This window comes from Amaricoccus sp. (genome assembly GCF_047602525.1).
Classification (GTDB): domain Bacteria; phylum Pseudomonadota; class Alphaproteobacteria; order Rhodobacterales; family Rhodobacteraceae; genus Amaricoccus.
In genome coordinates this window covers 1,598,688-1,622,070 of sequence record NZ_JASGHB010000001.1, presented here as the reverse complement: position 1 = coordinate 1,622,070, position 23,383 = coordinate 1,598,688, and the positions used below count along the sequence as shown (strand labels likewise).

The window sequence follows — 23,383 nt, the reverse complement described above, 5'->3', positions numbered from 1 at the left end:
TTGCCAGCGGGTTATCCGGTAAACTCTCGCTCAAATTGCGAAGAGAACGAAACGGGAAGCCGCAATCCGCTTGCCGCCGCACGGCAACGCCGCCAGAGTGGCGCAAAAGGCCGGGTGCCGCAAAAGACGCGAGGGAGGGAAACCGCAATGCCGGATCGCAGGATCGTTCTCGTCACCGGCGCGAGCCAGGGCATCGGCGCCGCCACGGCGCGCGCGTTCGCCGCCGCCGGGCACGCGGTCGTGCTCGCCGCCCGCGACGCGGCGAAGCTCGCGGCCGTCGCGGACGAACTCGGGCCCGCAGCCACGCCGGTCGCGACCGACGTCACCGACCCAGCCTCCGTCGAGGCGCTCTTCGCGCGCATCCGGGACCAGCACGGCCGGCTCGACGTGGTGTTCAACAACGCCGGCGCCAACATCCCCGCGACGCTGACCGGCGACATCTCCTATGCCGACTGGCGCAAGGTCGTGTCGGTCAACCTCGACGGCGCCTTCCTGATCGCGTCGGGTGCCTTCCGCCTGATGCGCGAGCAGGCGCCGCAGGGCGGACGCATCATCAACAACGGCTCGATCTCGGCGCATGTGCCGCGCTATGGCTCGGCGCCCTACACCGCGTCGAAGCACGCGATCACCGGCCTCACCCGCTCGATCTCGCTCGACGGCCGCGCCTTCTCGATCGCCTGCGGCCAGATCGACATCGGCAACGCCGCCTCGGACATGACGGCGCGCATGGTCGCCGGAGTGCCGCAGGCCGACGGCACGCTGGCACCCGAGCCGCGCATCGACGTGGCCCACGTCGCCCGCGCCGTCGTGCAGATGGCCGACCTGCCGCTCGACGTGAACGTCCAGTTCATGACGATCATGGCGACGAACATGCCCTTCATCGGCCGCGGCTGACGCCGGCACGGTCGCTGGCGCAAGGCGGGGCCGGCCGTCTACTCGTAGAACGCCGGAGCCCGGCGCAGGGTCGCCCACTGGTCCGCGTCATGGCCATAGACCACCAGCGCGGCGCCGCGGGCCTCGGCAATGTCCGACACCTTTCGGGTGCTTCGGCGGATCCGCGCCTCGTCGTCCATGTCGGTGACAAACATCTCCCGTGTCGCGGCGTCCGCCATCGAGCTGTGCATGACGGCGTCGATCGCGAGCATCACCGGGCCCGTGACCGGAAGTCTCACCAGAACGGACTGATGGCCCGGAACGTGCCCGCTCGTTTCCAGCAGTTCAACTCCGGGAACGAGTTCGACGTCGCCGTCGACGAGAGAATATCGCAGTGACGGGTGATCCCAGGCGGCCCGGTTCGCGGCAAAGCGCGGATGCCCGCTTCTGGCCAGCTCGTAGTGCTCGCGCTGGACCACCAGCTCGGCATTGACGAAAAGATCATGATTTCCCGAGTGATCGTCGTCGAAGTGCGAGCAGATCAGATAGTCGATGTCCGATACGTCGAGACCGAGCGCTGCGAGGCGCGCAGCGACGGTCTCCTCCGGCTTGATCTCGATCGAGAGGCCCGGCGGATTGCGCGGGGTGTCGACGAAGGACCGCGGCCAGCCGGTATCGACCAGGATGGTCCTGCCGTCGTCCGCCCGGATGAGATACCCGGGAACCGGCACGTTGCCCGGTTGCATGACGCCGAGATCGAGCAGGTAGAGACGCATCACCGATCCTTCTTGAGGCCCGCCACCGACTGAAACGGATCGGAATTCGATTGTCGAGTCGCGGCCCGATGACACCGGGGCCGGCACGGCCGGGCGTTGCCGCGCGGCGCGGCGCCGACTTTTTTCGGCGCAAGCTTCGCGGGGCCGGCTGCATCGGCCGATGCGTGCTTCGTGCATGGGTTGTGCATGGACTGTGCGCGCCCCGCGCGAGCCGTTGGCGGCGGCGGGCGGTGGGGTAGGGCGGGCCTCATCCTTTCGTGCCTGTCCGCGCCGCTCCGGCGTCACCCGGACGGCCAAGTTCCCGGAATACCCCCAAAGCGCGTAATAACGGGCATCGGCCATCCAACGGAGGGGCCGCGAGTACGTGGGGAACTCGATCCATGCCAATTAAATCCTGCCAGATGTCGGAAGACGTCGGCATTGCTTACCCGGACTTGGTAAATCTGTACGGCTGCAAGATCGGCACCGGCACCCGGATCGGCCCCTTCGTCGAAATCCAGAAGAACAGCACCATTGGAGACCGCTGCAAGATTTCCTCGCACTCCTTCGTCTGCGAAGGCGTGACAATCGAGGACGAGGTCTTCGTCGGCCACGGCGTGATGTTCACCAACGGCCTGCTCCCCCAGGCGACCAATCCCGACGGCTCGCTGCAGCGTGACGGCGACTGGGACTGCACCCCGACGCTCGTCAAGCGCCGCGCCGGCATCGGCTCGAACGCCACCATCGTCTGCGGCGTGACCATCGGCGAAGGCGCCATCGTCGGGGCCGGGGCGGTCGTGACCCGCGACGTGCCCGACTTCGCCCTCGTCGTGGGCGTGCCCGCGCGCGTGGTCGGCGACGTGCGGACGCACACCGAAAATCCAAATCATCACAACAGCCTGCGAAACATTCCGTCGGCCATGGGGGAACTGCAATGATCCGTGTCGGCATCGTCGGCTACGGCTACTGGGGGCCGAACCTCGCGCGGTCGGTCGCAGAGACCGACACCGCCGTCGTCGAGGCGATCGCGGACTACTCGGCGGCGGCCCGCGAGCGCGCCTTTCGCCGGCATCCGTCGGCCCGCCTCATCTCCGACTGGAAGGACCTCGTGTCCGATCCCAAGATCGACGCGGTGATGATCGCGACCCCGGTCGCGACCCACTTCGAGATCGCCATGGCGGCGCTGAAGGCCGGCAAGCACGTGCTGGTCGAGAAGCCGATGGCCGAGACCGTGACCAAGGCCGCGCTGCTCGTCGACGAAGCGCAGGCGCGCAACCGCGTGCTGATGGTCGACCACACCTTCATCTACACCGGCGCCGTGCAGACCATCCACGGCCTGATCGCCGATGGGCGTTTGGGCGATATTTACTACTACAACTCGACGCGGGTGAATCTCGGCCTGTTCCAGCGCGACGTTAACGTGATCTGGGATCTCGCCGTCCATGACTTTGCGATCATGGATTACCTGTTCACCGCCCGCCCGGTCGCCGTCTCCGCCAGTGCCGCGGGCTTCGTGCCCGACAGCCAGGAGAACATGGCGCATCTGTCGGTCTACTTCGAGGACGGTGCGCTCGCGCATCTCAACGTCAACTGGCTCGCGCCGGTCAAGGTGCGCCAGACACTGATCGGCGGCTCGAAGCGCATGGTGATCTACGACGACATGCAGACCTCCGAGAAGGTCAAGGTCTACGACCGCGGCGTCGCGTTCACCGACGATCCGAAGGAGGCCTACGAGCGGATGGTCTCCTACCGGGTCGGCGAGATGTGGGCGCCGGCGATCTCGACCAAGGAGGCGCTGGTCTCCGAGGTGCAGGAGTTCGTCCGCTGCATCGAGACGAACGCCACCCCCTACAACGACGGCGAGAGCGGCCTGCGTGTGGTCGAGCTGCTCGCGGCCGCCAGTCACTCCACCCGCCTCCGGGGCCAGCCCGTCGAGATCGGCGAACTGAAGAGGGCATCATGATCCCGTTCCTCGACCTCAAGGCGCAGTACCAGACGGTCGGCGCCGATATCGAAGCGGCCGTCGTCGCGGCGCTGCGCAGCTGCAACTACGTGCTGGGCCAGCCGGTCGCCGATTTCGAGGCCGCCTTTGCCGCCTACTGCGGCGCCGAGCACGCCGTCGCGGTGTCGAGCGGCACGTCGGCGCTGCACCTCGCGCTGCTCGCCGCCGGCGTCGGGCCCGGGGACGAGGTCATCACCGTCTCCGCCACCTTCGTCGCCACCGCCGCGGCGGTCGTCTACTGCGGCGCGACGCCGGTGTTCGTCGACGTCGATCCGAACACCTGGACGATGGACCCGGGCAAGATCGCAGCCGCGATCACGCCACGGACCAAGGCGATCCTGCCGGTGCACCTGCATGGTCGCCTCGCGGACATGGAGGCGATCGCCGCGATCGCGCGCCGCCACCGGCTCGTGCTGATCGAGGATGCGGCGCAGGCGCACGGCACCGAGCGCGACGGCAAGCGCGCCGGCACCTTCGGCGCCATGGGCTGCTTCAGCTTCTACCCGGGCAAGAACCTCGGCGCCTGCGGCGAGGGCGGGGCGATCGTCACCTCCGACGCGAAGCTCGCCGCGACGCTGCGCTGCCTGCGCGACTGGGGGCAGGAAGGCAAGTACAACCACGTCCGCCACGGCTTCAACTTCCGCATGGACGCGGTTCAGGGCGCGGCACTGGGCGTGAAGCTCAAGCACCTCGACGCCTGGAACGCCGGCCGCCGCCGGGTGGCGCACGCCTACCAGCAGGGCCTCGCGGGCGGCATCCGCCGGCCGGCGCCGATCGGCATGGACAGCGCCTGCCACGTCTATGCCATCCGGATCTCCGATCGCGCCGACGTGCAGCAGTTGCTGGGCGAGCGCGGCATCGCGACCGGCATCCACTACCCGGTGCCGGTGCATCTCCAGCCGGCCTATGCCGGACTTGGCGGCAAGAAGGGCGACCTGCCCGTGACCGAGGCGCTGGCGAACGACTGGCTGTCGCTGCCGCTCTATCCCGAGATGTCCGACGCGGACGTCGCGACGGTGATCGAGGCGGTGAATGTCACCACCGTCGACAAGCTGGCAGGTGCCGCATGACCAGGACCACGCATCCGCACGAGCTGAAGGGCAAGCGCATCCTCGTGACCGGCGGCGCCGGCTTCATCGGCTCGCACATCACCGACCTGCTGATCGGGGAGGACGTCGCCCGCGTCGTCGTCATCGACAACATGGTGCGCGGCCGCATGGCGAACCTCCGCCACGCCCTGCCGAGCGGCAAGGTCGAGGTCGTCGAGGCCGACATCTGCGACCGCGAGCTGACCGCCCGGCTGGTCGCGGACAGCGACATCGTCTTCCATCAGGCGGCGCTGCGCATCACGCATTGCGCCGCCGAGCCCGACCTCGCCATGAAGGTGATGGTCGATGCGACCTACGACATCCTGCGCGCCTGCGTCGCGTCGAAGGTCGAGAAGGTGGTGATGGCCTCGTCGGCATCGGTCTACGGGCTCGCCACCGAGTTCCCGACCACCGAGGCGAACAACTGCTACGACAACCGCACGCTCTACGGTGCGGCGAAGGCGTTCGGCGAGGGGCTGCTGCGGTCGTTCAACGACATGTACGGCCTCGACTACGTGGCGCTGCGCTACTTCAACGCCTACGGGCCGCGCATGGACATCCATGGCCGCTACACCGAGGTGATGGTGCGCTGGATGGAGCGGATCGAGGCGGGCCTGCCGCCGATCGTCTTCGGCGACGGACTGCAGACCATGGACATGATCCACGTCCGTGACATCGCGCGGGCCAACATCCTGGCGGCCAAGGCGCCGGCGACGGACGCGGTCTACAACGTCGGCAGCGAGACCGAGACGTCACTGCTCGATCTCGCGCACGAGCTCGGCCGCGCGATGAACCGGCCCGGCCTCGTGCCGGAGCATCAGGCCGAGCGCGCCGTGAACCCGGTGCCGCGCCGCCTCGCCTCGGGCGCGGCCGCGGCGGCCGACCTCGGCTTCCGCCCGGAAATCTCCTTCGCCGAGGGCATCCGCGACCTGGTCGACTGGTGGCGCGCCGAGGTGAAGACACCCGCCCAGGAGTCCGCAGCGTGATCCCGATCGCCCTCCCGCTCGTCGGCCAGGAAGAGGCCGACGCCGCCGGCGCGGTGATCCGCTCCGGCTGGCTGACGCAAGGCCCGCAGGTTGCGGCCTTCGAGGCGGAATTCGCCGCCCTCGTCGGCGCGCCGCACGCCTGCGCCGTCTCGAACTGCACCACCGCGCTTCACCTCGCGCTCCTCGCCGCCGGCGTGGGCGAGGGCGACGAGGTGGTGACGGTCAGCCACACCTTCATCGCGTCGGCCAACGCCATCCGCCAGTGCGGCGGCGTGCCGGTCTTCGTCGACATCGAGGCCGGCGGCTACAACATCGACGCCACCGCCATGGCGGCGGCGATCACGCCGCGGACCCGCGCGCTGCTCGTCGTGCACCAGATGGGCATGCCCTGCGACCTGTCGGCGATCGTGCCGGTTGCGCGCGCCCATGGCCTGCCGCTCATCGAGGACGCGGCCTGTGCCGCGGGCTCCGAGATCGAACTCGGGGGGGAGTGGACCCGGATCGGCAAGCCGCAGGGCGATGTCGTCGCCTTCTCGTTCCACCCGCGCAAGGTGCTGACGGTGGGCGATGGCGGCATGCTGACCACCGCGAACCCGGAGTGGGACGCGAAGTTCCGCCTCTGGCGCCAGCACGGCATGTCGGTGCCCGACACGCTGCGCCACGGCAGCGCGAAGGTGATCTTCGAGAGCTACCCCGTGCCCGGCTACAACTACCGCATGACCGACATGCAGGCCGCGATCGGCCGCGAGCAGCTGAAGCGGCTGCCCGGCATCATCGCGCGGCGCCGGGCGCTGGCCGATCGCTATGGCCGGCTCCTCGCCGGGATCGAGGGCGTCACGGCGCCGAACGAACCCGCCTGGGCCCGGTCGAACTGGCAGAGCTACTGCGTCGCACTCGACGCGGACTTCGACCAGCAGGCGGTGATGCAGCGGATGCTCGACGCCGGGGTGGCGAGCCGCCGCGGCATCATGTGCATCCACCTCGAGACGGCGCACGCCGACCTCGCGCTGCCGCACGATCTGTCCCGCTCGGAGGCGGCGCGCGATCATTCCGTCCTGCTGCCGCTCTACGCCCAGATGGACGACGCGACGCAGGACGCCGTCATCGCCGCCCTGGCCGAGGCCGTCGCCGCGGAGCGTCCGCGCCGCCGCCTCACCGCTTGACCGACGGATGTCCATGCAGCGCCTTCGATCCAGTCCCCCCCGCGTCAAGCACCCGATGCTCGAACTCGATCCAGAAGCGGATCGACGCCCTCGGGCTCGACCTGCACGGCCTGCATGTCGTGACCGAGGCCGCGACGGGCGACTATGCCTGCACCGCGGTCGTCGCGGCGCTGGCGGGCGCGCGCGTGACCGCCGTGGCCCGGGATACCCGCCGGCATGGCACGGCGCGCGACGCGGCCTTGCAGACGCTGGGGCTCGCCCGCCTCGCCGGCGTGCGCGAGAAGATCGACGTTGTCGACGCGATCACCGAGGCGCACCTCGCCGATTGCGATATCCTGACGAACTCGGGCCACCTGCGGCCGATCACGGCCGGAATGATCGCCGCCCTGCCGGAGCGGGCGGTGATCGGCCTGATGTTCGAGGGCTGGGAGTTTCGCGGCGAGGATCTCGACCTCGCCGCGGCCCGCGAGCGGGGCATCCGCATTGCCGCGGTCAACGAGCGCCATCGCGACGTCGCGGTCTTCCCGTTCCTCGGGCCGCTCTGCCTGCGGCTGCTGCAGGACGCGGGGTTCCACGCGCCGGGCAGCCACGTGGCGGTGGTCTGCGACAACCCGTTCGCACCGTTCCTGCGCGACGGCCTCGCCATGGCCGCCGCCGGGGTGGAGCTTGCCCCGAGCATTGCCGCGCTTCGGCCCAACGGCTGGGACGCGGTGGTGATCTCGCTCAATCCGGCGGAGAACCCGCTGCTCGGCGCCGGCGATTTCGCGGCGCTCCGGGCCGCCGCCCCGCGCGCGATCGTCGCGCAGTTCTGGGGCGACATCGACCGGGCGGCGGCGGCGGCTGCCGGCGTCCGGGTGGTGCCGGCGCAGGCGCCCATGCCAGGACACATGGGCATCCTGCTGAACGCGCTCGGCCACGAGCCGATCGTCCGGCTCCAGACCGGCGGCCTTCGGGCGGCCGAGCTGATCTTCCGTGGTGCGGCATCCTCGTCCGAGGGCGTGGCGCACCTGATCTGAATGTTTGACGCCGGCCGCGCGTGCGGCCCGGCATTGGAGAGCGTAGCGTGAGCAAGGTTGCACTCATCACCGGCGTCACCGGCCAGGACGGCGCCTATCTGGCCGAGCTTCTGCTCGCCAAGGGATATGCCGTCCATGGCATCAAGCGGCGGTCGTCGTCCTTCAACACCGGCCGCATCGACCACCTGTACCAGGATCCGCATGACGACGATCCGCGGCTGGTCCTGCACCACGGCGACATGACCGACGCGACCAACCTGATCCGGGTCGTGCAGGAGGTCCAGCCGGACGAGATCTACAACCTCGCCGCGCAGAGCCACGTGCAGGTCAGCTTCGAGACGCCCGAGTACACCGCCAACGCCGACGCCATCGGCCCGCTGCGTCTGCTCGAGGCGATCCGCATCCTCGGCCTCGGCGAGAAGACGCGCTTCTACCAGGCCTCGACCTCCGAGCTCTACGGCATGGTCCAGCAGGTGCCGCAGACCGAGATGACGCCGTTCTACCCGCGCAGCCCCTATGCCGTGGCAAAGCTCTACGGCTACTGGATCACGGTGAACTACCGCGAGGCCTATGGCCTGCACGCTTCGAACGGCATCCTGTTCAACCACGAGAGCCCGATCCGCGGCGAGACCTTCGTCACCCGCAAGATCACCCGGGGCGTCGCGGCGATCCACCTCGGCCTGCAGGACTGCATCCACCTCGGCAACCTCGACGCCCGCCGCGACTGGGGCCACGCCCGCGACTACGTCGAGGGGATGTGGCGGATCCTGCAGCAGGACCAGGCCGACGACTACGTGCTCGCCACCGGCGAGACCCACACGGTCCGCAGCTTCGTCGAGAAGGCGTTCGCCCGGACCGGCCGGCAGATCGAATGGCGCGGCAACGGCGTCGAGGAAGTCGGCCGCTGCGCCGATACCGGCAAGACCTTCGTCAAGGTCGATCCGCGCTACTTCCGCCCGACCGAGGTCGACCTGCTGATCGGCGATCCGACCCGTGCCCACGACCGGCTCGGCTGGCACCACAAGACCTCGCTCGACGATCTCGTCGCCGAGATGGTCACGGCCGACGTGGCGAACGTGCGCCGCGAGCACAATCAGATCGGCCGGCATGTCTGAGCCGCTCTATTCCCTCAAGGGGAAACGCATCTGGGTCGCCGGCCATCGCGGGATGGTCGGCTCGGCCCTCACGAGACGCCTGGCGCGCGAGGACTGCGACGTCATCGTCACCCCACGGGGCGACGTGGACCTCGCGCGTCAGGCGGAAGTCGAGGAGTGGATGGCCGAGGCCCGGCCGCAGGCGATCTTTCTCGCCGCGGCCAAGGTCGGCGGCATCCGGGCGAACGACGCCTATCCGGCCGACTTCCTCTATCAGAACCTGATGATCGAGGCGAACGTCATCGAGGCGGCGCGGCGCACGCACGTCGAGAAGCTGCTGTTTCTCGGCTCGTCCTGCATCTATCCGAAGTTTGCCGACCAGCCGATCGTCGAGGAGGCGCTGCTGACCGGCGCGCTCGAGCCGACGAACGAGTGGTACGCGGTGGCGAAGGTCGCCGGCATCAAGCTCTGCCAGTCCTACCGGCGGCAGCATGGCTGCGACTTCATCTCGGCGATGCCGACCAACCTCTACGGGCCGGGCGACAACTACGATCTCGAGACCAGCCACGTGATCCCGGCGCTGCTGCGCAAGGCGCATGACGCGAAGCAGGCGGGGCGGCAGGATCTGCCGATCTGGGGCACGGGCAGCGCCCGGCGCGAATTCCTGCATGCGGACGACTGCGCCGATGCGCTGGTCCACCTGATGCAGCACTGGTCGGACGAGTTGCACGTCAACGTCGGCTCGGGCAGTGACGTGACGATTGCCGACCTGGCCCGCACCGTGATGCGGGTGGTGGGCCTTGGCGGCGATCTCCTGACGGATCCGCGGCAGCCCGACGGCACGCCGCGCAAGCTGATGGATGGCCGTCGCCTCCGGGCGCTCGGCTGGGCGCCGGGCATTCCGCTCGAAGCGGGGCTGGCCCGGGTCTACGCCGAGATCGCGCCGATCCTCGACCGGGCCGAGGCGGCCTGAGCCTCCATGGCCTGACCCCCTCGGCCCAGAGCCGGGGGGTCAGCCGAGCGCGTCGTCGACCCGGTGCGGGCAGGCGGCGCGCGAGCAAATCCGGCAGGCGGGGCCGACCTCCTCGGCCCGGGCGCCCGCGTCCGGCGCATAGACCGTGCGGCGGGCGTCGCTCTCGCTCATCGCCAGCATGTCGGTCAGGTAGTGTCGCGGCCGCCCGAACCCGGATGGCCCGACCGAGCCGGCGCGCGCCACGAAGACGAAGCGATCGCCGGTCGGGAACACCGCGAGCTGGCGGATCATCGTCTCCGGCGACTGCTGCGCCCGATAGAGTACCCAGAGCGGACAGGCCGCGGCATAGCGCGGGGCGAACAGCCCGGGCAGGCCGCGCCGCTCCAGCAGGCTGCCCGCCGCGTTGACCCGCAGGTAGCCGAAGCGCGGCCCCTCGCGCAGCGTCACCAGCCGCCGGCACACGGTCGATACGTCGACGCCGAAGACGTCGGCCAGCGCCTCGGCATCGTGGCCGAGCTCCGCCGCCTTGGGCGCAAACGCCACCATCGGCAGCAGCAGCGCCGCCGCGGCATAGTCGACGAGCGCGGCGCGCAGCCGTTCCGCCGCAGGCGTGCCGATCTCCGGCGCGGCGGCGACGATCGTCGCGATCGGCCCGCCGCAGCGGGTGAGCGCCGCGCCGCGCGCTGCCTCCACGCTGTGCTCCTCCGGCCCCGGCGCACTGGCTGCCGCAGCCTCGATCTCCTCGAAATGCTCCTCCCGCCGTTCGAAGATCGCCGCCACCTCGTCGAACGGCGACAGCCGTCGGCCATCCGCCGCCGTGGCGTCGAAGTACTCCGACAGCGCCGCGCCACCGTGGCTGAGCGCCAGGCTCTCGTCGGCGATGATCCCGAGGAACCGGTCGCGCTGCTCCGGGGGGACGTCGGCATAGTCCGCGAGAATCTCCGCCGCCGAGCGGATCGCCGCGATGCGGCTCAGGATCATGTGGACGGTCTCTGCGAGGATCGGGTCGTGGGTCAGCCGGTCGGCGAGGGCGCGCGCTTCCGCCGTTGCCGACCGCTCGGCGCGGGCGAGCGCGGCTACCGCCCGTGCCCACCCCGGATAGCGCCCGATCAGTTCGCCGGCCGCCGCCGCCTCGACGCCGAGACTGGCGAGGTCCGGAGCGTTGGCAAGCTCGGACAGCGTGGCGAGCAGGCGCCGCTCCGCCGCGCCGTCGAGATCCTCGAGGCCGATCCCCAGAGCCTGCGCCGTGCGCCGCAGCAGGGGGCCTGCGATCGTGCGTTTGTTGCGCTCGATAAGGTTCAGGTATGACGGCGAAATTCCGATCTGCCGCGCGAGGTCGGCCTGGGTGACGCCAAGCCCGCGCCGCCGCTCGCGAATGCGCGGTCCGAGAAACGCTCGGGGCACGCGGCCCTCCTCCTGTCGGCGCGGGGTTGTCAAGAATTAACAGGATAGCATATCGAAAGGTATTAATATTAACAAAAATATTCAGATATAACAGATGCTTGTTGATTGATTGACTTCACGCGTCCACGATGGGGGCAATGAGGCTCGGCGTGCCGCCGGAAAACGACCTCGCGGAGGAGATCACATGCTAGCAGATGACCAGAGATCGACCGATGCCGTCCTGCGGCCGCTGAGCGACGCGCACATCGACGCGTCGGGCTACGTCGAGATGTACCGTCGTTCTGTTGAGGATCCGGAGGGGTTCTGGCGGGAGCAGGGGGAGCGGCTGGAGTGGATGACGCCGTTCACGAAGGTGAAGGAGACGTCGTTCGCGTATCCGGACGTGTCGATCAAGTGGTTCGAGGACGGCCGGCTCAACGTTTCGGCGAACTGCATCGACCGGCATCTCGCGACGCGGGGCGAGCAGACGGCGATCATCTGGGAGAGCGACGACCCCGAGGTCGCCGAGCACATCAGCTACCGGCAGCTGCACGCCGAGGTCTCGAAGCTCGCCAACGTGCTGCTGTCCCTCGGGGTGGGCAAGGGCGACCGGGTGGTGCTCTACCTGCCGATGATCCCGCAGGCGGCCTATGCGATGCTCGCCTGCACCCGGATCGGCGCGATCCACTCGATCGTCTTCGCCGGCTTCTCGCCCGACGCGCTGCGCTCGCGCATCGAGGATTCCGGCGCGAAGCTCGTCGTCACCGCCGACGAGGCGCCGCGCGGCGGCCGGCGGACGCCGCTGAAGGCCAACGCCGACAAGGCGCTCGCCGGGCTTTCGGGCGTGAAGCAGCTGGTGGTCCGGCGCACCGGCGGCGACATCGCGTGGACCGAGGGCCGCGACATCTGGCTGCACGAGGCGATGGCGGGCGTCGAGGCGGACTGCGCGCCGGTGGCGATGGCGGCGGAGGACCCGCTGTTCATCCTCTACACCTCGGGCTCGACCGGCCAGCCGAAGGGCGTCGTGCACACCACCGGCGGCTATCTCGCCTATGCCGCGCTGACCCACAGGTACGTCTTCGACTACCACGACGGCGACATCTACTGGTGCACCGCGGACGTCGGCTGGGTGACGGGGCACAGCTACATCGTCTACGGGCCGCTGGCGAACGGGGCGACGACGCTGATGTTCGAGGGGGTGCCGACCTGGCCGGACGCGGGGCGGTTCTGGTCGGTCTGCGCCAAGCACAGGGTCAACATCTTCTACACCGCGCCGACGGCGATCCGGGCGCTGATGGGCCAGGGGCGCGCGTGGGTGGACGCCCACGACCTCTCGAGCCTGCGCATCCTCGGCTCGGTCGGCGAGCCGATCAACCCGGAGGCGTGGAACTGGTACGACGAGGTGGTGGGCAAGGGCCGCTGCCCGATCGTGGACACCTGGTGGCAGACCGAGACCGGCGGCATCCTGATCACGCCGCTGCCCGGCGCGATCCCGACCAAGCCCGGCTCGGCGACGAAGCCGTTCTTCGGGGTGAGGCCCGTGGTGCTCGAGCCGGGCACCGGGGCGGAGATCACCGCGAACCCGTGCGAGGGGGTGCTCTGCATCGCCAACTCGTGGCCCGGGCAGATGCGCACGGTCTGGGGCGACCACGCGCGTTTCGTCGACACCTACTTCAGCCAGTACAAGGGGTTCTACTTCACCGGCGACGGCTGCCGGCGGGACGCGGACGGCGACTACTGGATCACCGGCCGGGTCGACGACGTGATCAACGTCTCGGGCCACCGCATGGGCACGGCGGAGGTGGAGAGCGCGCTGGTCGCCCATCCGAAGGTCGCCGAGGCCGCCGTCGTCGGCTACCCGCATTCGATCAAGGGCCAGGGGATCTATGCCTACGTCACGCTGATGGCGGGCGAGGAGTACACCGAGGCGCTGCGCAGGGAACTGGTCGCCTGGGTGCGCCAGGAGATCGGCCCGATCGCCAGCCCCGACCTGATCCAGTGGGCCCCGGGCCTGCCCAAGACCCGCTCCGGCAAGATCATGCGCCGCATCCTGCGCAAGATCGCCGAAAACGACTATGCCGCCCTCGGCGACACCTCGACCCTCGCAGACCCCACCGTCGTCGACGACCTCATCGACAACAGGATGAACCGGGCGTGAGGCGCGGTGCCTGAGACCCTGCCCATGATTTCACGCGTGAAATCATGGGCAGGACACTGAAAGAACATAATAAAAGAATCTGGCGTTCACGAGTTCGAAATCTTCGTGAACGCGCCGGGGCACGTGTACTCTGGCGTTCCCGGCGGCCAGACCGACAAGTACCCGACAGAAGGATGGAAGATGGAAACCCCCCTCGTAGAGCGCATCGTCGCAGACCCGAATTATCAGACATTGAAAAGTCGGCGCTCGAGCTTCGGCTGGACGCTGACGATCGCCATGCTGGTGGTCTACTACGGCTTCATCCTGCTCATCGCCTTCCAGAAGGGCCTGCTCGCCACGCGCATTGGCGAGGGGGTGATGACCTGGGGCATTCCGATCGGCTTCGGGGTGATCGTCTTCACCATCCTCGTCACCGGCATCTACGTGCGCCGGGCCAACAGCGAGTTCGACGAGCTGAACGAGAAGATCAAGCGGGAGGCGCTGAAGTGAGCCGGACGACCATCCTTCGGGCCGGCGGCCTCGCCGCCCTCGGCCTCGCGCCCGGCGCGGCCTTTGCCGCCGACGTCATCCAGGGCGTCGAGAAGCAGGCGACGAACTGGACCGCCATCGTCATGTTCGCGGCCTTCGTCGCCATGACGCTGTTCATCACCAAGTGGGCGGCGGCCAAGACAAAGTCGGCGGCCGACTTCTACACCGCCGGCGGCGGCATCACCGGCTTCCAGAACGGCCTCGCCATCGCCGGCGACTACATGTCGGCCGCGTCCTTCCTCGGCATCTCGGCCGCGGTGATGACCGGGGGCTTCGACGGCCTCATCTATTCGATCGGCTTCCTCGTCGGCTGGCCGATCCTCACCTTCCTGATGGCGGAGCGGCTGCGCAACCTCGGCAAGTTCACCTTCGCCGACGTCGCCGCCTTCCGCTTTGCCCAGACGCCGGTCCGCATCTTCGCGGCCTCGGGCACGCTCGTCGTCGTCGCCTTCTACCTGATCGCACAGATGGTCGGCGCGGGCTCGCTGATCGAGCTTCCTGTTCGGGCTCGACTACTGGATCGCGGTCGTGCTCGTCGGCATCCTGATGATGGTCTACGTGCTCTTCGGTGGCATGACCGCCACCACCTGGGTGCAGATCATCAAGGCCTGCCTGCTGCTCGCCGGCGCGAGCTTCATGGGCTTCATGGTGCTCTATCACTACGGCTTCAGCCCGGAGGCGATGTTCGCCGACGCGGTGAAGGTGAAGACCGACATCGCCACCGCCGCCGGCAAGACGCCGGAGGAGGCAAGCGCCGCCGGTCAGGCGATCATGGGCCCGGGCAGCTTCATCAAGGATCCGATCTCGGCGATCAGCTTCGGCATGGCGCTGATGTTCGGCACCGCCGGCCTGCCGCATATCCTGATGCGCTTCTTCACCGTGCCCTCCGCCAAGGAAGCGCGGAAGTCGGTGATGTGGGCGACGACCTGGATCGGCTATTTCTACCTGCTGACCTTCATCATCGGCTTCGGCGCCATCACCTTCGTGCTGACGAACCCGGAGTTCCTGACGGCGGACGGCAAGCTCGTCGGCGGCAACAACATGGCGGCCGTCCATCTCGCCCATGCGGTCGGGGGCAACGTCTTCCTCGGCTTCATCTCGGCGGTGGCCTTCGCGACGATCCTCGCGGTGGTGGCGGGCCTGACGCTCTCCGGCGCCTCGGCGGTCAGCCACGACCTCTATGCGACGGTCATCAAGAAGGGGAAGGCCGACAGCGCCAGCGAGCTCCGCATCTCGCGGATCACCACGATCTGCCTCGGCATCGTCGCGGTGGTCCTCGGCATCGCCTTCCAGAAGCAGAACATCGCCTTCATGGTGTCGCTGGCCTTCGCGGTCGCCGCGTCCGCCAACTTCCCGGTGCTGTTCATGTCGGTGCTCTGGAAGGACTGCACGACCAAGGGCGCCGTCGTCGGGGGCTTCCTCGGCCTCATCTCCTCGGTGGTGCTGACGGTGCTGTCGCCGTCGGTCTGGGAAGCGACGCTCGGCCATCCGGTCGGCTCGGCGCCCTTCCCCTACACCTCGCCGGCGATCTTCTCGATGCCGCTCGCCTTCCTCGCGATCTGGCTGGTGTCCAAGATGGACAACAGCCCGCGGGCGAAGATCGACCGGGCAGGCTTCGTCGCCCAGCAGGTCCGATCCGAGACCGGCATCGGCGCGGCGCAGGCCTCGTCGCACTGAAGGGAGAGGGCGGATCATGTCTCCGACGAATCCGCCCGATCGCATCGCCGATGGCCCGTCCCGTCCGGGGCGGGCCGGAGGCGCTTCGGGCCTCCTGCCGCCGGAACGGCGGGAGTTCCTGGCGCTGATGGCGAGCCGCGTGCGCGAGGCGGCGCTCCGGATGCCGGTCTACGTCGACGGCAGCACCGATCTCGTGACGCTCTGCCGGATGCTGGCGGAGCGCGGCCGCACCGGGGCGCTGGTGCGCGACGCCGGCCGGATCGGCATCTTCACCACGACCGACCTGCGCGACGCTCTGCTGCTCGGGCGGCCGCCGGCAGAGGTGGCTGTGCGCGAGGTGGCGGTGTTCGAGCCGCTCGCGGTCTCGGTGGACGACGAGTTGTTCGACGCGCTGCTCCTGATGCTGCGTCACGGCTTTCACCGGGTGCTGGTGAAGGACGGTGACGAGATCGTCGGCGTGCTCGGACAGCTGGAGCTGATGGGGCTGATCGCGAACCATTCCGAGCTGATCGTCCTGCGGGTCGACCAGGCGGAGGACGTCTCCGAGCTGGCCAGCGCGGCACGGCAGGTGGAGGCGATGATCCAGGTGCTTCACGCCGACGGCGTGCGGGTGGAGAACATCGCGGGGCTCGTCGGCCGGCTGAACCGCCGCGTGTTCCGGCGGCTCTGGGAGTTGCTGGCGCCCGCGGAGTTGCAGCGCAACAGCTGCCTCATTGTCATGGGCAGCGAGGGGCGCAGCGAGCAGATCATCCGCACCGATCAGGACAACGCGCTGATCCTGCGCGACGGGTTCGCCTGCCCGCAGATCGATGCGGTCACGGCGGCGTTCACCGCGGCGCTGGTCGAGTTCGGCTATCCGCCCTGCCCGGGCGGGATCATGCTGAGCCGGCCGCTGTGGTGCCAGAGCGTGACGGGGTTCCGCGGGGCACTGTTCGACTGGACGCAAGGGGCGGACGGCGATGGCCCGATGAACCTCGCGATCTTTTTCGACGCGGCGGTGGTGGCGGGCGACCCGGAGCTCCTGTCGGAGCTGCGGGCGCACCTGCGGTTGCTGGTCGCGGGCAGCGCCACGTTCAACGCGCGCTTCGCCGCGGCGATCGAGCAGTTCGGGTCCGAGGGCGGCGGCTGGTGGCGCCGGCTGCCGGGACTGCGCGGCCGTGATGCGGCGGAGGTCGACCTGAAGAAGCTCGGGCTGTTCCCGGTGGTCCACGGGGTGCGCGCGCTGGCGCTCGAGGCGGGGATCGAGGCGCTCGGCACCGCCGCCCGGCTCGAGGCGCTGGAAGCGGCGGGGCGGATCGGCCATGATCTCGCCCGTGACCTCCTGGACGCGCTGCACTGTCTCATGCGGCTGAAGCTCGCGAGCAACCTCACCCAGATCGCCGGCGGGCGGCCGCCGGACAATCTGGTGCGGCTCGGCCAGCTCGGCACGCTGGAGCGGCAGGCGTTGAAGGAGTCGCTCGGGATCGTCCGGCAGTTCAAGGCGTGGCTCGCCACGCACTACCGGCTGGACGCGCTGTGAGCGAGCGGCCGCGGGCGCAGGTCTTGGTCGCGCTCTGCGGCGCGGGGATCGCGCTCTTCAACTTTCCGCTGCTGGCGGTCTGGGGGCAGGACGCCACGGTGTTCGGGCTGCCGCTGCTGCCGGTGGCGCTGTTCGGGATCTGGGCCGGGCTCGTCGTGCTGCTCGCGCTGGTGAGCGAGCGGTGATGTCGCCGGCGCTCGTGCTCGGGGCTTCGGCGGGGTATCTGCTGGCGCTGTTCCTCGTTGCCGCCTGGGGCGACCGGCGTGCGGCCGACGGGCGCTCGGTGATCGACAGCGCCGCGGTCTATGCGCTGAGCTGGGGGGTCTACTGTACCGCCTGGACCTATTTCGGCAGCGTCGGGCGGGCGGCGACGGGGGGCGTGTGGTTCCTGCCCATCTACCTCGGGCCGATGCTCGCGATGCTGGTGGCGTGGGTCGTCCTGCGCAAGATGGTGCGGATCGCGCGGACCTACCGGATCACCTCGATCGCCGACTTCATCGCCGGTCGCTATGGCAAGAGCCCGGGCCTCGCGGCGCTGGTCACGCTCATCACCGTGGTCGGGATCGTGCCCTACATCGCGCTGCAGCTGAAGGCGGTGGAGGCCGGGTATCGCGTGCTGACCGGGCACGGCGGCGACGCGGCGGGCTGGCTCGGCGACGGGACGTTCTACGTGGCGCTGGCGCTTGCGGCCTTCGCGATCATCTTCGGCACGCGACACCTCGACGTGGCGGAGCGGCACGAGGGCATGGTCGCGGCGATCGCCTTCGAGTCGGCGCTGAAGCTGGTGGCGTTCCTCGTGGTCGGCGGCTTCGTGACCTGGGGGCTGTTCGGCGGCATGGCGGATATCTGGGCGCGGGCGGAGGCGGTGCCGGATCTCGCCCGCCTGATGCAGCTCGGCGGTGCGGGCTTCGATCACGCCCAGTGGTTCGCGCTGACGGCGCTCTCGGCGGTCTCGGTGCTGCTGCTGCCGCGGCAGTTTCAGGTGATGGTGGTGGAGTGCGTCGACGAGCGGCACATCAGGCGGGCGGCGTGGCTGTTCCCGGCCTATCTGCTGCTCATCAACCTCTTCGTGCTGCCGATCGCCATCGGCGGGCTGCTGCTGCTCGGTGACGCGGACCCGGAGACGTTCGTCCTGTCGCTGCCGCTGTCGCAGGGGGCGCCCGCGCTGGCGCTGCTCGCGTACCTCGGCGGGCTGTCGGCGGCGACGGGGATGCTGATCGTCGAGACGGTGGCGGTCTCGACCATGGTGTGCAACGATCTCGTCATGCCCGGGCTGCTGCGGGTCGGCCGGCTGGGCGAGGGGGATCTGACGCGGGTCATCCTCAATGTCCGGCGGGCGGCGATCGTCGCCGTGCTGATGCTCGGGTATCTCTATTTCCACGTGGCGGGCGAAGCCTATGCGCTGGTCTCGATCGGGCTCATCAGCTTCGCGGCGGTGGCGCAGTTCGCGCCGGCGCTGATCGGCGGCATCTACTGGCGCGGCGGCACGCGGGCGGGGGCGATCGCGGGGCTCGTCGCCGGCTTCGCGGTCTGGACCTACACCCTGATGCTGCCGTCGGTGGCAAAGTCGGGGTGGATCCCGGCCGGCTTCGTCACGGAAGGCCCGTTTGGGATCGGGCTGCTTGCGCCGGAGCGGCTGTTCGGTCTCACCGGGCTCGACTCGCTCACGCACTCGCTGTTCTGGAGCCTGTTCGCCAACGTCGGGCTCTATGTCGGCCTGTCGCTCGCCCGGGAGCCGTCGGCGCGGGAGGCGAGCCAGGCGCTGCTCTATGTCGACGTGTTCCGCCGGCCGGGGGCGGAGCCGGTGTTCTGGCGCGGGCGCGCGCGGCTCGACGATCTGCGCGCGCTGGCGGGCCGCTTCCTCGGGCCGGCGCGGGCCGAGGCGATCTTCGACGAGCACGCGGCGGAGGCGGGGGTGCCGGTGCCGGATCTGGTGGCGGACGCGCGGCTGGTCGACCGGGTGGAACGGCAGATCGCCGGCGCCGTCGGCACCGCCTCCGCCCGGGTGATGGTGGCCTCGGTCGCGCAGGAGGAGCCGCTCTCCGTCGAGGACGTGTTCGAGATCGTGAGCGAGTCCTCGCAGCTGCGCGGCTATGCCCGGGCGCTCGAGACGGCGACGGTGGAGCTTCGCGAGGCGAACGAGGCGCTGAAGTCGCTGGACCACCTGAAGGACGACTTCATGTCGTCGGTCACGCACGAGCTGCGCACGCCGCTGACCTCGATCCGAGCGCTGTCGGAGGTGATGCGCGACACCCCGGACATCGGGCCGGCGGAGCGCGACGAGTTCCTGCGGATCATCGTGTCCGAGACGGAGCGGCTGGGGCGGCTGGTCAATCAGGTGCTCGACCTCGCGAAGATCGAGTCGGGCCACGCCGAATGGCACAGCACCGACGTCGACCTGCGCACGATCATCCTCGACGCCGCGCGCGCCGTCTCGGAGCTGTTCCGCGAGCGCGGCGCCCGTCTGGATCTGGCCCTGCCCGACACGGTGCCGACGTTGCGCGCCGATCCGGACCGGCTGACCCAGGTGATGCTCAACCTGCTCTCGAACGCGGCGAAGTTCGTCCCCGATGCCGGGGGCCGCGTCGAGGTCCGGCTGCGGCCGGAGCCTGACGCTCTCGTCGTCGAGGTGGCGGACAACGGCCCCGGCGTGCCGCTCGCCGACCAGGCGACGGTCTTCGAGAAGTTCCGCCAGGGGGGTGATGCGCTGACCCGTCCGGCGGGGACCGGACTCGGCCTTCCGATCAGCCGGCAGATCGTGGATCATCTCGGCGGGCGGATGTGGCTGGAATCGGAACCGGGGCGCGGCGCATGCTTCGCCTTCCGGCTGCCACTGCGGCCCGGGGGGGGACAAGAATGGGCACAAAGGTGCTGATCGCTGACGACGAGCCGAATATCGTCGTGTCGCTGAGCTTCATGATGAAGCGCGAGGGCTACGACGTGCTGGTGGCCCGCGACGGCATCGAGGCGCTCGACATGATCCGCCGCGAGCGGCCGTCGCTGGTGCTGCTCGATGCGATGATGCCCGGGATGACCGGTTTCGACGTGTGCGAGGCGGTGCGCGCAGACGCGGGCGTGCGCGAGACCCGGATCCTGATGCTGACGGCGAAGGGGCGCGAGACCGACGTGGCGCGCGGGCTTGGGGCCGGGGCGGATGCCTACGTGACCAAGCCCTTCTCCACGCGCGATCTGGTGGCCAAGGTGCGGGACATGCTGGCGTGAGCCCGGGGCAGCGGCTTGCCGCCATGGGCGCGGGGCCGCGGCTCGCCGCCGCGGCGCTTCTGCCCGGGGCGCTGCTCGCGGTGTGGCTGGGCCTCGGCGTGGTGCTGCTTCGCGCGAGCCTCGATGCGCCGGCGCGGGCCGCGGTCGATGCCGCGCTCGCGCCCCTCGCCGCGAGCCACGGCGCGCTGGTCTTCGGCTGGTGGCTGGTCGCGGCCGGCCTCGGGGCCTGGGCGGTCGTGCGGCTCGACCGCACCCGCCTCGCGCCGGTCCGGCAGGCCGCGGACGCCGCGCGGCTGCTTGCGGCCGACCCGGATGCGCCGGCGCTGCCGGCGGCGACCGGCGGACTGGCAGCGGCGGTGAACGCGATCGCGGCCGAGCGTCTGGCGCTGCGCGACGACATGGCCCGGATGGTCGAGGCGGCGAGCCGCAAGGCGGCGGAAGACCGCGACCAGCTTGCCGCGCTCATGGCCGAGCTGGAGCAGGGCGTCGTCGTCTGCAATCTCGACGGCCGGATCCTGCTCTACAACGACCGGGCCCGCGCGCTGTTTCGCCGGTTGTCGTCAGCGCCCGACATCGCGGGCGGCAGCGAGCTGATCGGGCTCGGCCGATCGATTCATGCCGCGATCGAGCGGGCGGTCATCGCCCACGCCCGCGACGCGGTGGAGCGGCGCGTGGCGCGCGGCGAAGCGCGGCCGGTGGCGCGCTTCGTCACCCAGGCGGGCAAGGGAACGCTGCTGCAGGCGAGCCTCGCGCCGGTGCGGCCGGACGACGGGGCCGCCACCGGATTCGTGCTGATGCTCACCGACATCACCGCCGAGCAGGCCGCCGAAGAGCGGCGCGACCAGCATCTGCTCGCGTTGACCGAGCGCAGCCGCGCCGCGCTCGGCAGCGTGCAGGCGGCGCTCGACATGCTCGACTATCCCGACCTCGCCGCCGCCGACCGGGCGCGGTTTCACGCAGTGGTGCGCGAGGAGGTGGCGGCGATGGGGAGCCGCCTCGCCGAACTGGCCGGGGCCGCCGAGCGCGACAGGGGCGGCCGCTGGCCGCTGCAGGACATCCTCGGCACCGACCTGATCGAGGCGGCCGCGCGCCGGATCGAGGTGGCGACCGGCCGGGCGCCCGGGCGCGGGCCGGTCGACGCGGGCATCTGGCTTCGGGCCGACAGCTTCGGCCTGTCCGAGGCGCTCGCCGGCTTCGCCCGGCGCCTCGCGGCCGTCGGGGCCGGGGTGGAGCTGCGGCTGGCGCCGGCAGGGGCGTGGGCGCATCTCGATCTGGCCTGGAGCGACGGCAGCGGGGAGGTCACGGCCGCCGGCTGGCAGGACGCGCCGATGTCCGGCCCCGGCACCCCGACGCCGCGCGAGGTTGCCGAGCGCCACGGCGGCGGCCTCTGGCTCGCGCGCGACGCCGCGGGGGACCCGCTCTTCCGCTTCATGCTGCCCGTCGCGGCGGCCGGCGGCGACGAGGCGGCGACGGGCGACCGGCCCGTCTACTACGACTTCGACCTCCTGTCCGGGACGGAGGGCCACCGCGGGCTCGATGCCTGCCCGCTCGACCGGCTGGCCTGCACGGTGTTCGACTGCGAGACCACCGGGCTCGATCCGGCGGGAGGCGACGAGATCATCCAGCTCGGCGCCGTCCGCATCCTGAACGGCCGCCTGCTCGACGGAGAGGCCTTCGACCAGCTGGTCGACCCGGACCGCAGCATTCCCGAGGCGTCGATCCCGTTCCACGGCATCCGGCCGGAGATGCTGCGCGGCGCCCCGCGGATCGGTGAGGTGCTGCCGGCGCTGCACGCCTTTGCCGCCGACACCGTGCTGGTCGGGCACAACGTCGCCTTCGACATGCGCTTCCTCGCGCTGAAGGAGGCCGCCACCGGCGTCCGCTTCGACCAGCCCGTCCTCGACACGCTGCTCCTCGCCAGCGTCGCGCAGCCCGACGCAGAGAGCCATGCGCTCGAGGCGATCGCGGCCCGGCTGGGGGTGCCTGTGGTGGCGCGGCATTCCGCCGCAGGCGACGCGCGGACCACCGCGGCGGTTTTCCTCAAGCTGCTGCCGCTGCTCCGCGAACGGGGGATTGTGACGCTCGGCGAGGCTCGGGCGGCCTCGGCGGGCTCCCCATTCGCCCGGCTGCGCTACTAGGCCTTGCCGCCGTGGCGGGGCGGCCGGGCACGCGGGCGTCTTGCCGATCAACGCGCCTTCTGGTGTGATTGCCACATGCGCCTGCAAGCTTGTCTCAATGGCGGACGATCCGCCCGCTACCATCCCGCCCTGCCGCTGACGCCGCAGGCGCTGGCCCGCGATGCCGTCGCGGTGCGCGAGGCGGGGGCCGAGGCGCTGTACATTCATCCGCGCAACGCCCTCGGGCGCGAGTCGCTGGCGGCGGCCGACGTGGGCGCGGCGATCGAGGCGGTGCGGGCCGCGGTGCCGGAGATGCCGGTCGGGGTGTCCACGGGTGCCTGGATCCCGCCCGGCGGCACCGCCCGTCTGGTGCCGATGCGGAGCTGGACGGTCCTGCCCGACTATGTGTCGGTCAACGTCCACGAGCCGGAGGCGGAGGCGATCGTCGGGCTGATGCAGGCGCGCGGCGTCGGCATCGAGGCGGGCGTCTGGACCGAAGCCGCGGCGCGGCGCTTCGTCTCCGGCCGGATGCCGCGCTACTGCCTGCGCGTCTTGGTGGAGATGACCGCCGAGGACGCACAGACCGCGGCCGAGGAGGCCGAGGCGATCCTCGACGTGCTGGCGGCCGCGGGCGTGAAGCTGCCCGTGCTGCTGCACGGCGATGATGCCTGCACCTGGCCGATGGTCGAGATGGCCGCCGAGCGCGGCCTCGCCACGCGCGTCGGCTTCGAGGACAGCTGCGTGCTGCCCGGCGGCGTTCTGGCGGCGAGCAACGCCGCGATGGTCGCGGCGGCGGCGCGCATCCTCGCGGAGCGGGCCGCCGCCTGAG

The 23,383-nt window shown here is 70.3% G+C and carries 19 protein-coding genes and 1 pseudogene; 18 read left to right on the top strand and 2 right to left on the bottom strand.

Annotated elements, in window-relative coordinates; genetic code table 11:
- Window positions 1-147: 147 nt before the first annotated feature.
- Window positions 148-894, top strand: a complete 747-nt coding sequence (locus QM699_RS08545) for an SDR family oxidoreductase (protein WP_415010729.1) — start codon at window positions 148-150, stop codon at window positions 892-894.
- A gap of 38 nt (window positions 895-932) precedes the next feature.
- On the opposite strand, the gene QM699_RS08540 is transcribed toward QM699_RS08545, so the two are convergent.
- Entirely contained in the window at window positions 933-1,946 is a 1,014-nt protein-coding gene (locus QM699_RS08540; protein WP_415010728.1) for an N-acyl homoserine lactonase family protein, read from the bottom strand.
- A 104-nt stretch (window positions 1,947-2,050) separates the two neighbouring features.
- On the opposite strand from QM699_RS08540, the gene QM699_RS08535 reads away from it, so the two are divergent.
- The 8 genes from QM699_RS08535 to fcl are packed head-to-tail and all read left to right on the top strand — an operon-like array spanning window position 2,051 to window position 9,950.
- The gene (locus tag QM699_RS08535) at window positions 2,051-2,566 is read left to right on the top strand and encodes an acyltransferase (RefSeq protein ID WP_415010727.1); all 516 of its coding nucleotides are present in this window, start codon (window positions 2,051-2,053) and stop codon (window positions 2,564-2,566) included.
- On the top strand, window positions 2,563-3,591 hold the full coding sequence (locus tag QM699_RS08530) for a Gfo/Idh/MocA family protein (RefSeq protein WP_415010726.1): 1,029 nt from the start codon (window positions 2,563-2,565) through the stop codon (window positions 3,589-3,591). Before QM699_RS08535 ends, QM699_RS08530 begins: the two co-directional genes overlap by 4 nt.
- Window positions 3,588-4,700, top strand: a complete 1,113-nt coding sequence (locus QM699_RS08525) for a DegT/DnrJ/EryC1/StrS family aminotransferase (protein WP_415010725.1) — start codon at window positions 3,588-3,590, stop codon at window positions 4,698-4,700. Before QM699_RS08530 ends, QM699_RS08525 begins: the two co-directional genes overlap by 4 nt.
- Window positions 4,697-5,704 (top strand): NAD-dependent epimerase/dehydratase family protein, encoded by a 1,008-nt coding sequence (locus tag QM699_RS08520; protein ID WP_415010724.1) that lies wholly within the window; start codon window positions 4,697-4,699, stop codon window positions 5,702-5,704. The genes QM699_RS08525 and QM699_RS08520 overlap by 4 nt, the downstream gene beginning before the upstream one ends.
- Window positions 5,701-6,867 carry a DegT/DnrJ/EryC1/StrS family aminotransferase gene (locus QM699_RS08515; protein WP_415010723.1) on the top strand — a complete coding sequence of 389 codons (1,167 nt, stop codon included), beginning with the start codon at window positions 5,701-5,703 and terminating at the stop codon, window positions 6,865-6,867. Before QM699_RS08520 ends, QM699_RS08515 begins: the two co-directional genes overlap by 4 nt.
- Window positions 6,864-7,883 (top strand): hypothetical protein, encoded by a 1,020-nt coding sequence (locus QM699_RS08510; protein ID WP_415010722.1) that lies wholly within the window; start codon window positions 6,864-6,866, stop codon window positions 7,881-7,883. Before QM699_RS08515 ends, QM699_RS08510 begins: the two co-directional genes overlap by 4 nt.
- A gap of 47 nt (window positions 7,884-7,930) precedes the next feature.
- Complete coding sequence (gene gmd, locus QM699_RS08505) at window positions 7,931-8,998, top strand: GDP-mannose 4,6-dehydratase (RefSeq protein WP_415010721.1); 1,068 nt, start codon at window positions 7,931-7,933, stop codon at window positions 8,996-8,998.
- Entirely contained in the window at window positions 8,991-9,950 is a 960-nt protein-coding gene (fcl, locus tag QM699_RS08500) for a GDP-L-fucose synthase (protein ID WP_415010720.1), read from the top strand. The genes gmd and fcl overlap by 8 nt, the downstream gene beginning before the upstream one ends.
- Before the next feature lie 39 nt (window positions 9,951-9,989).
- Here the strand turns inward: fcl and QM699_RS08495 are convergent, their stop codons facing one another.
- Window positions 9,990-11,354 carry a short-chain fatty acyl-CoA regulator family protein gene (locus QM699_RS08495; protein ID WP_415010719.1) on the bottom strand — a complete coding sequence of 455 codons (1,365 nt, stop codon included), beginning with the start codon at window positions 11,352-11,354 and terminating at the stop codon, window positions 9,990-9,992.
- A gap of 184 nt (window positions 11,355-11,538) precedes the next feature.
- Here QM699_RS08495 and acs point away from each other — a divergent pair, with 184 nt between their 5' ends.
- The 9 genes and pseudogenes from acs (at window position 11,539) to QM699_RS08450 (ending at window position 23,382) form a co-directional block, all read left to right on the top strand.
- The gene (gene acs, locus QM699_RS08490; protein WP_415010718.1) at window positions 11,539-13,491 is read left to right on the top strand and encodes an acetate--CoA ligase; all 1,953 of its coding nucleotides are present in this window, start codon (window positions 11,539-11,541) and stop codon (window positions 13,489-13,491) included.
- A 180-nt stretch (window positions 13,492-13,671) separates the two neighbouring features.
- Window positions 13,672-13,980, top strand: coding sequence for a DUF485 domain-containing protein (locus QM699_RS08485; protein ID WP_415010717.1), 309 nt, complete (start codon window positions 13,672-13,674; stop codon window positions 13,978-13,980).
- A pseudogene (locus QM699_RS08480) lies at window positions 13,977-15,696 on the top strand (cation acetate symporter). The gene QM699_RS08485 and the pseudogene QM699_RS08480 overlap by 4 nt, the downstream one beginning before the upstream one ends.
- 16 nt (window positions 15,697-15,712) lie before the next feature.
- The gene (locus QM699_RS08475; protein ID WP_415010716.1) at window positions 15,713-17,215 is read left to right on the top strand and encodes a putative nucleotidyltransferase substrate binding domain-containing protein; all 1,503 of its coding nucleotides are present in this window, start codon (window positions 15,713-15,715) and stop codon (window positions 17,213-17,215) included.
- The gene (locus tag QM699_RS08470) at window positions 17,212-17,400 is read left to right on the top strand and encodes a hypothetical protein (protein WP_415010715.1); all 189 of its coding nucleotides are present in this window, start codon (window positions 17,212-17,214) and stop codon (window positions 17,398-17,400) included. The genes QM699_RS08475 and QM699_RS08470 overlap by 4 nt, the downstream gene beginning before the upstream one ends.
- Window positions 17,400-20,090: an ATP-binding protein gene (locus tag QM699_RS08465; protein WP_415010714.1), complete on the top strand. Its 2,691-nt coding sequence runs from the start codon at window positions 17,400-17,402 to the stop codon at window positions 20,088-20,090. The genes QM699_RS08470 and QM699_RS08465 overlap by 1 nt, the downstream gene beginning before the upstream one ends.
- Window positions 20,072-20,437, top strand: coding sequence for a response regulator transcription factor (locus tag QM699_RS08460; protein ID WP_415010713.1), 366 nt, complete (start codon window positions 20,072-20,074; stop codon window positions 20,435-20,437). The genes QM699_RS08465 and QM699_RS08460 overlap by 19 nt, the downstream gene beginning before the upstream one ends.
- Window positions 20,434-22,575, top strand: coding sequence for an exonuclease domain-containing protein (locus QM699_RS08455; protein ID WP_415010712.1), 2,142 nt, complete (start codon window positions 20,434-20,436; stop codon window positions 22,573-22,575). Before QM699_RS08460 ends, QM699_RS08455 begins: the two co-directional genes overlap by 4 nt.
- A 75-nt stretch (window positions 22,576-22,650) precedes the next feature.
- A complete protein-coding gene (locus tag QM699_RS08450) occupies window positions 22,651-23,382 on the top strand; it encodes a 3-keto-5-aminohexanoate cleavage protein (RefSeq protein WP_415010711.1) in 732 nt (243 codons plus the stop codon).
- The last annotated feature ends 1 nt before the right edge of the window (window position 23,383 follow it).

Bases quoted from the DNA above. Each gene is read 5' to 3' on its own strand.
- QM699_RS08465 (WP_415010714.1), top strand. From the start codon at position 17,400: ATGTCGCCGGCGCTCGTGCTCGGGGCTTCGGCGGGGTATCTGCTGGCG.
- QM699_RS08485 (WP_415010717.1), top strand. From the start codon at position 13,672: ATGGAAACCCCCCTCGTAGAGCGCATCGTCGCAGACCCGAATTATCAG.
- QM699_RS08450 (WP_415010711.1), top strand. From the start codon at position 22,651: ATGCGCCTGCAAGCTTGTCTCAATGGCGGACGATCCGCCCGCTACCAT.
- fcl (WP_415010720.1), top strand. From the start codon at position 8,991: ATGTCTGAGCCGCTCTATTCCCTCAAGGGGAAACGCATCTGGGTCGCC.
- acs (WP_415010718.1), top strand. From the start codon at position 11,539: ATGCTAGCAGATGACCAGAGATCGACCGATGCCGTCCTGCGGCCGCTG.
- QM699_RS08520 (WP_415010724.1), top strand. From the start codon at position 4,697: ATGACCAGGACCACGCATCCGCACGAGCTGAAGGGCAAGCGCATCCTC.
- QM699_RS08535 (WP_415010727.1), top strand. From the start codon at position 2,051: ATGTCGGAAGACGTCGGCATTGCTTACCCGGACTTGGTAAATCTGTAC.
- QM699_RS08545 (WP_415010729.1), top strand. From the start codon at position 148: ATGCCGGATCGCAGGATCGTTCTCGTCACCGGCGCGAGCCAGGGCATC.
- QM699_RS08530 (WP_415010726.1), top strand. From the start codon at position 2,563: ATGATCCGTGTCGGCATCGTCGGCTACGGCTACTGGGGGCCGAACCTC.
- QM699_RS08460 (WP_415010713.1), top strand. From the start codon at position 20,072: ATGGGCACAAAGGTGCTGATCGCTGACGACGAGCCGAATATCGTCGTG.
- QM699_RS08525 (WP_415010725.1), top strand. From the start codon at position 3,588: ATGATCCCGTTCCTCGACCTCAAGGCGCAGTACCAGACGGTCGGCGCC.
- QM699_RS08475 (WP_415010716.1), top strand. From the start codon at position 15,713: ATGTCTCCGACGAATCCGCCCGATCGCATCGCCGATGGCCCGTCCCGT.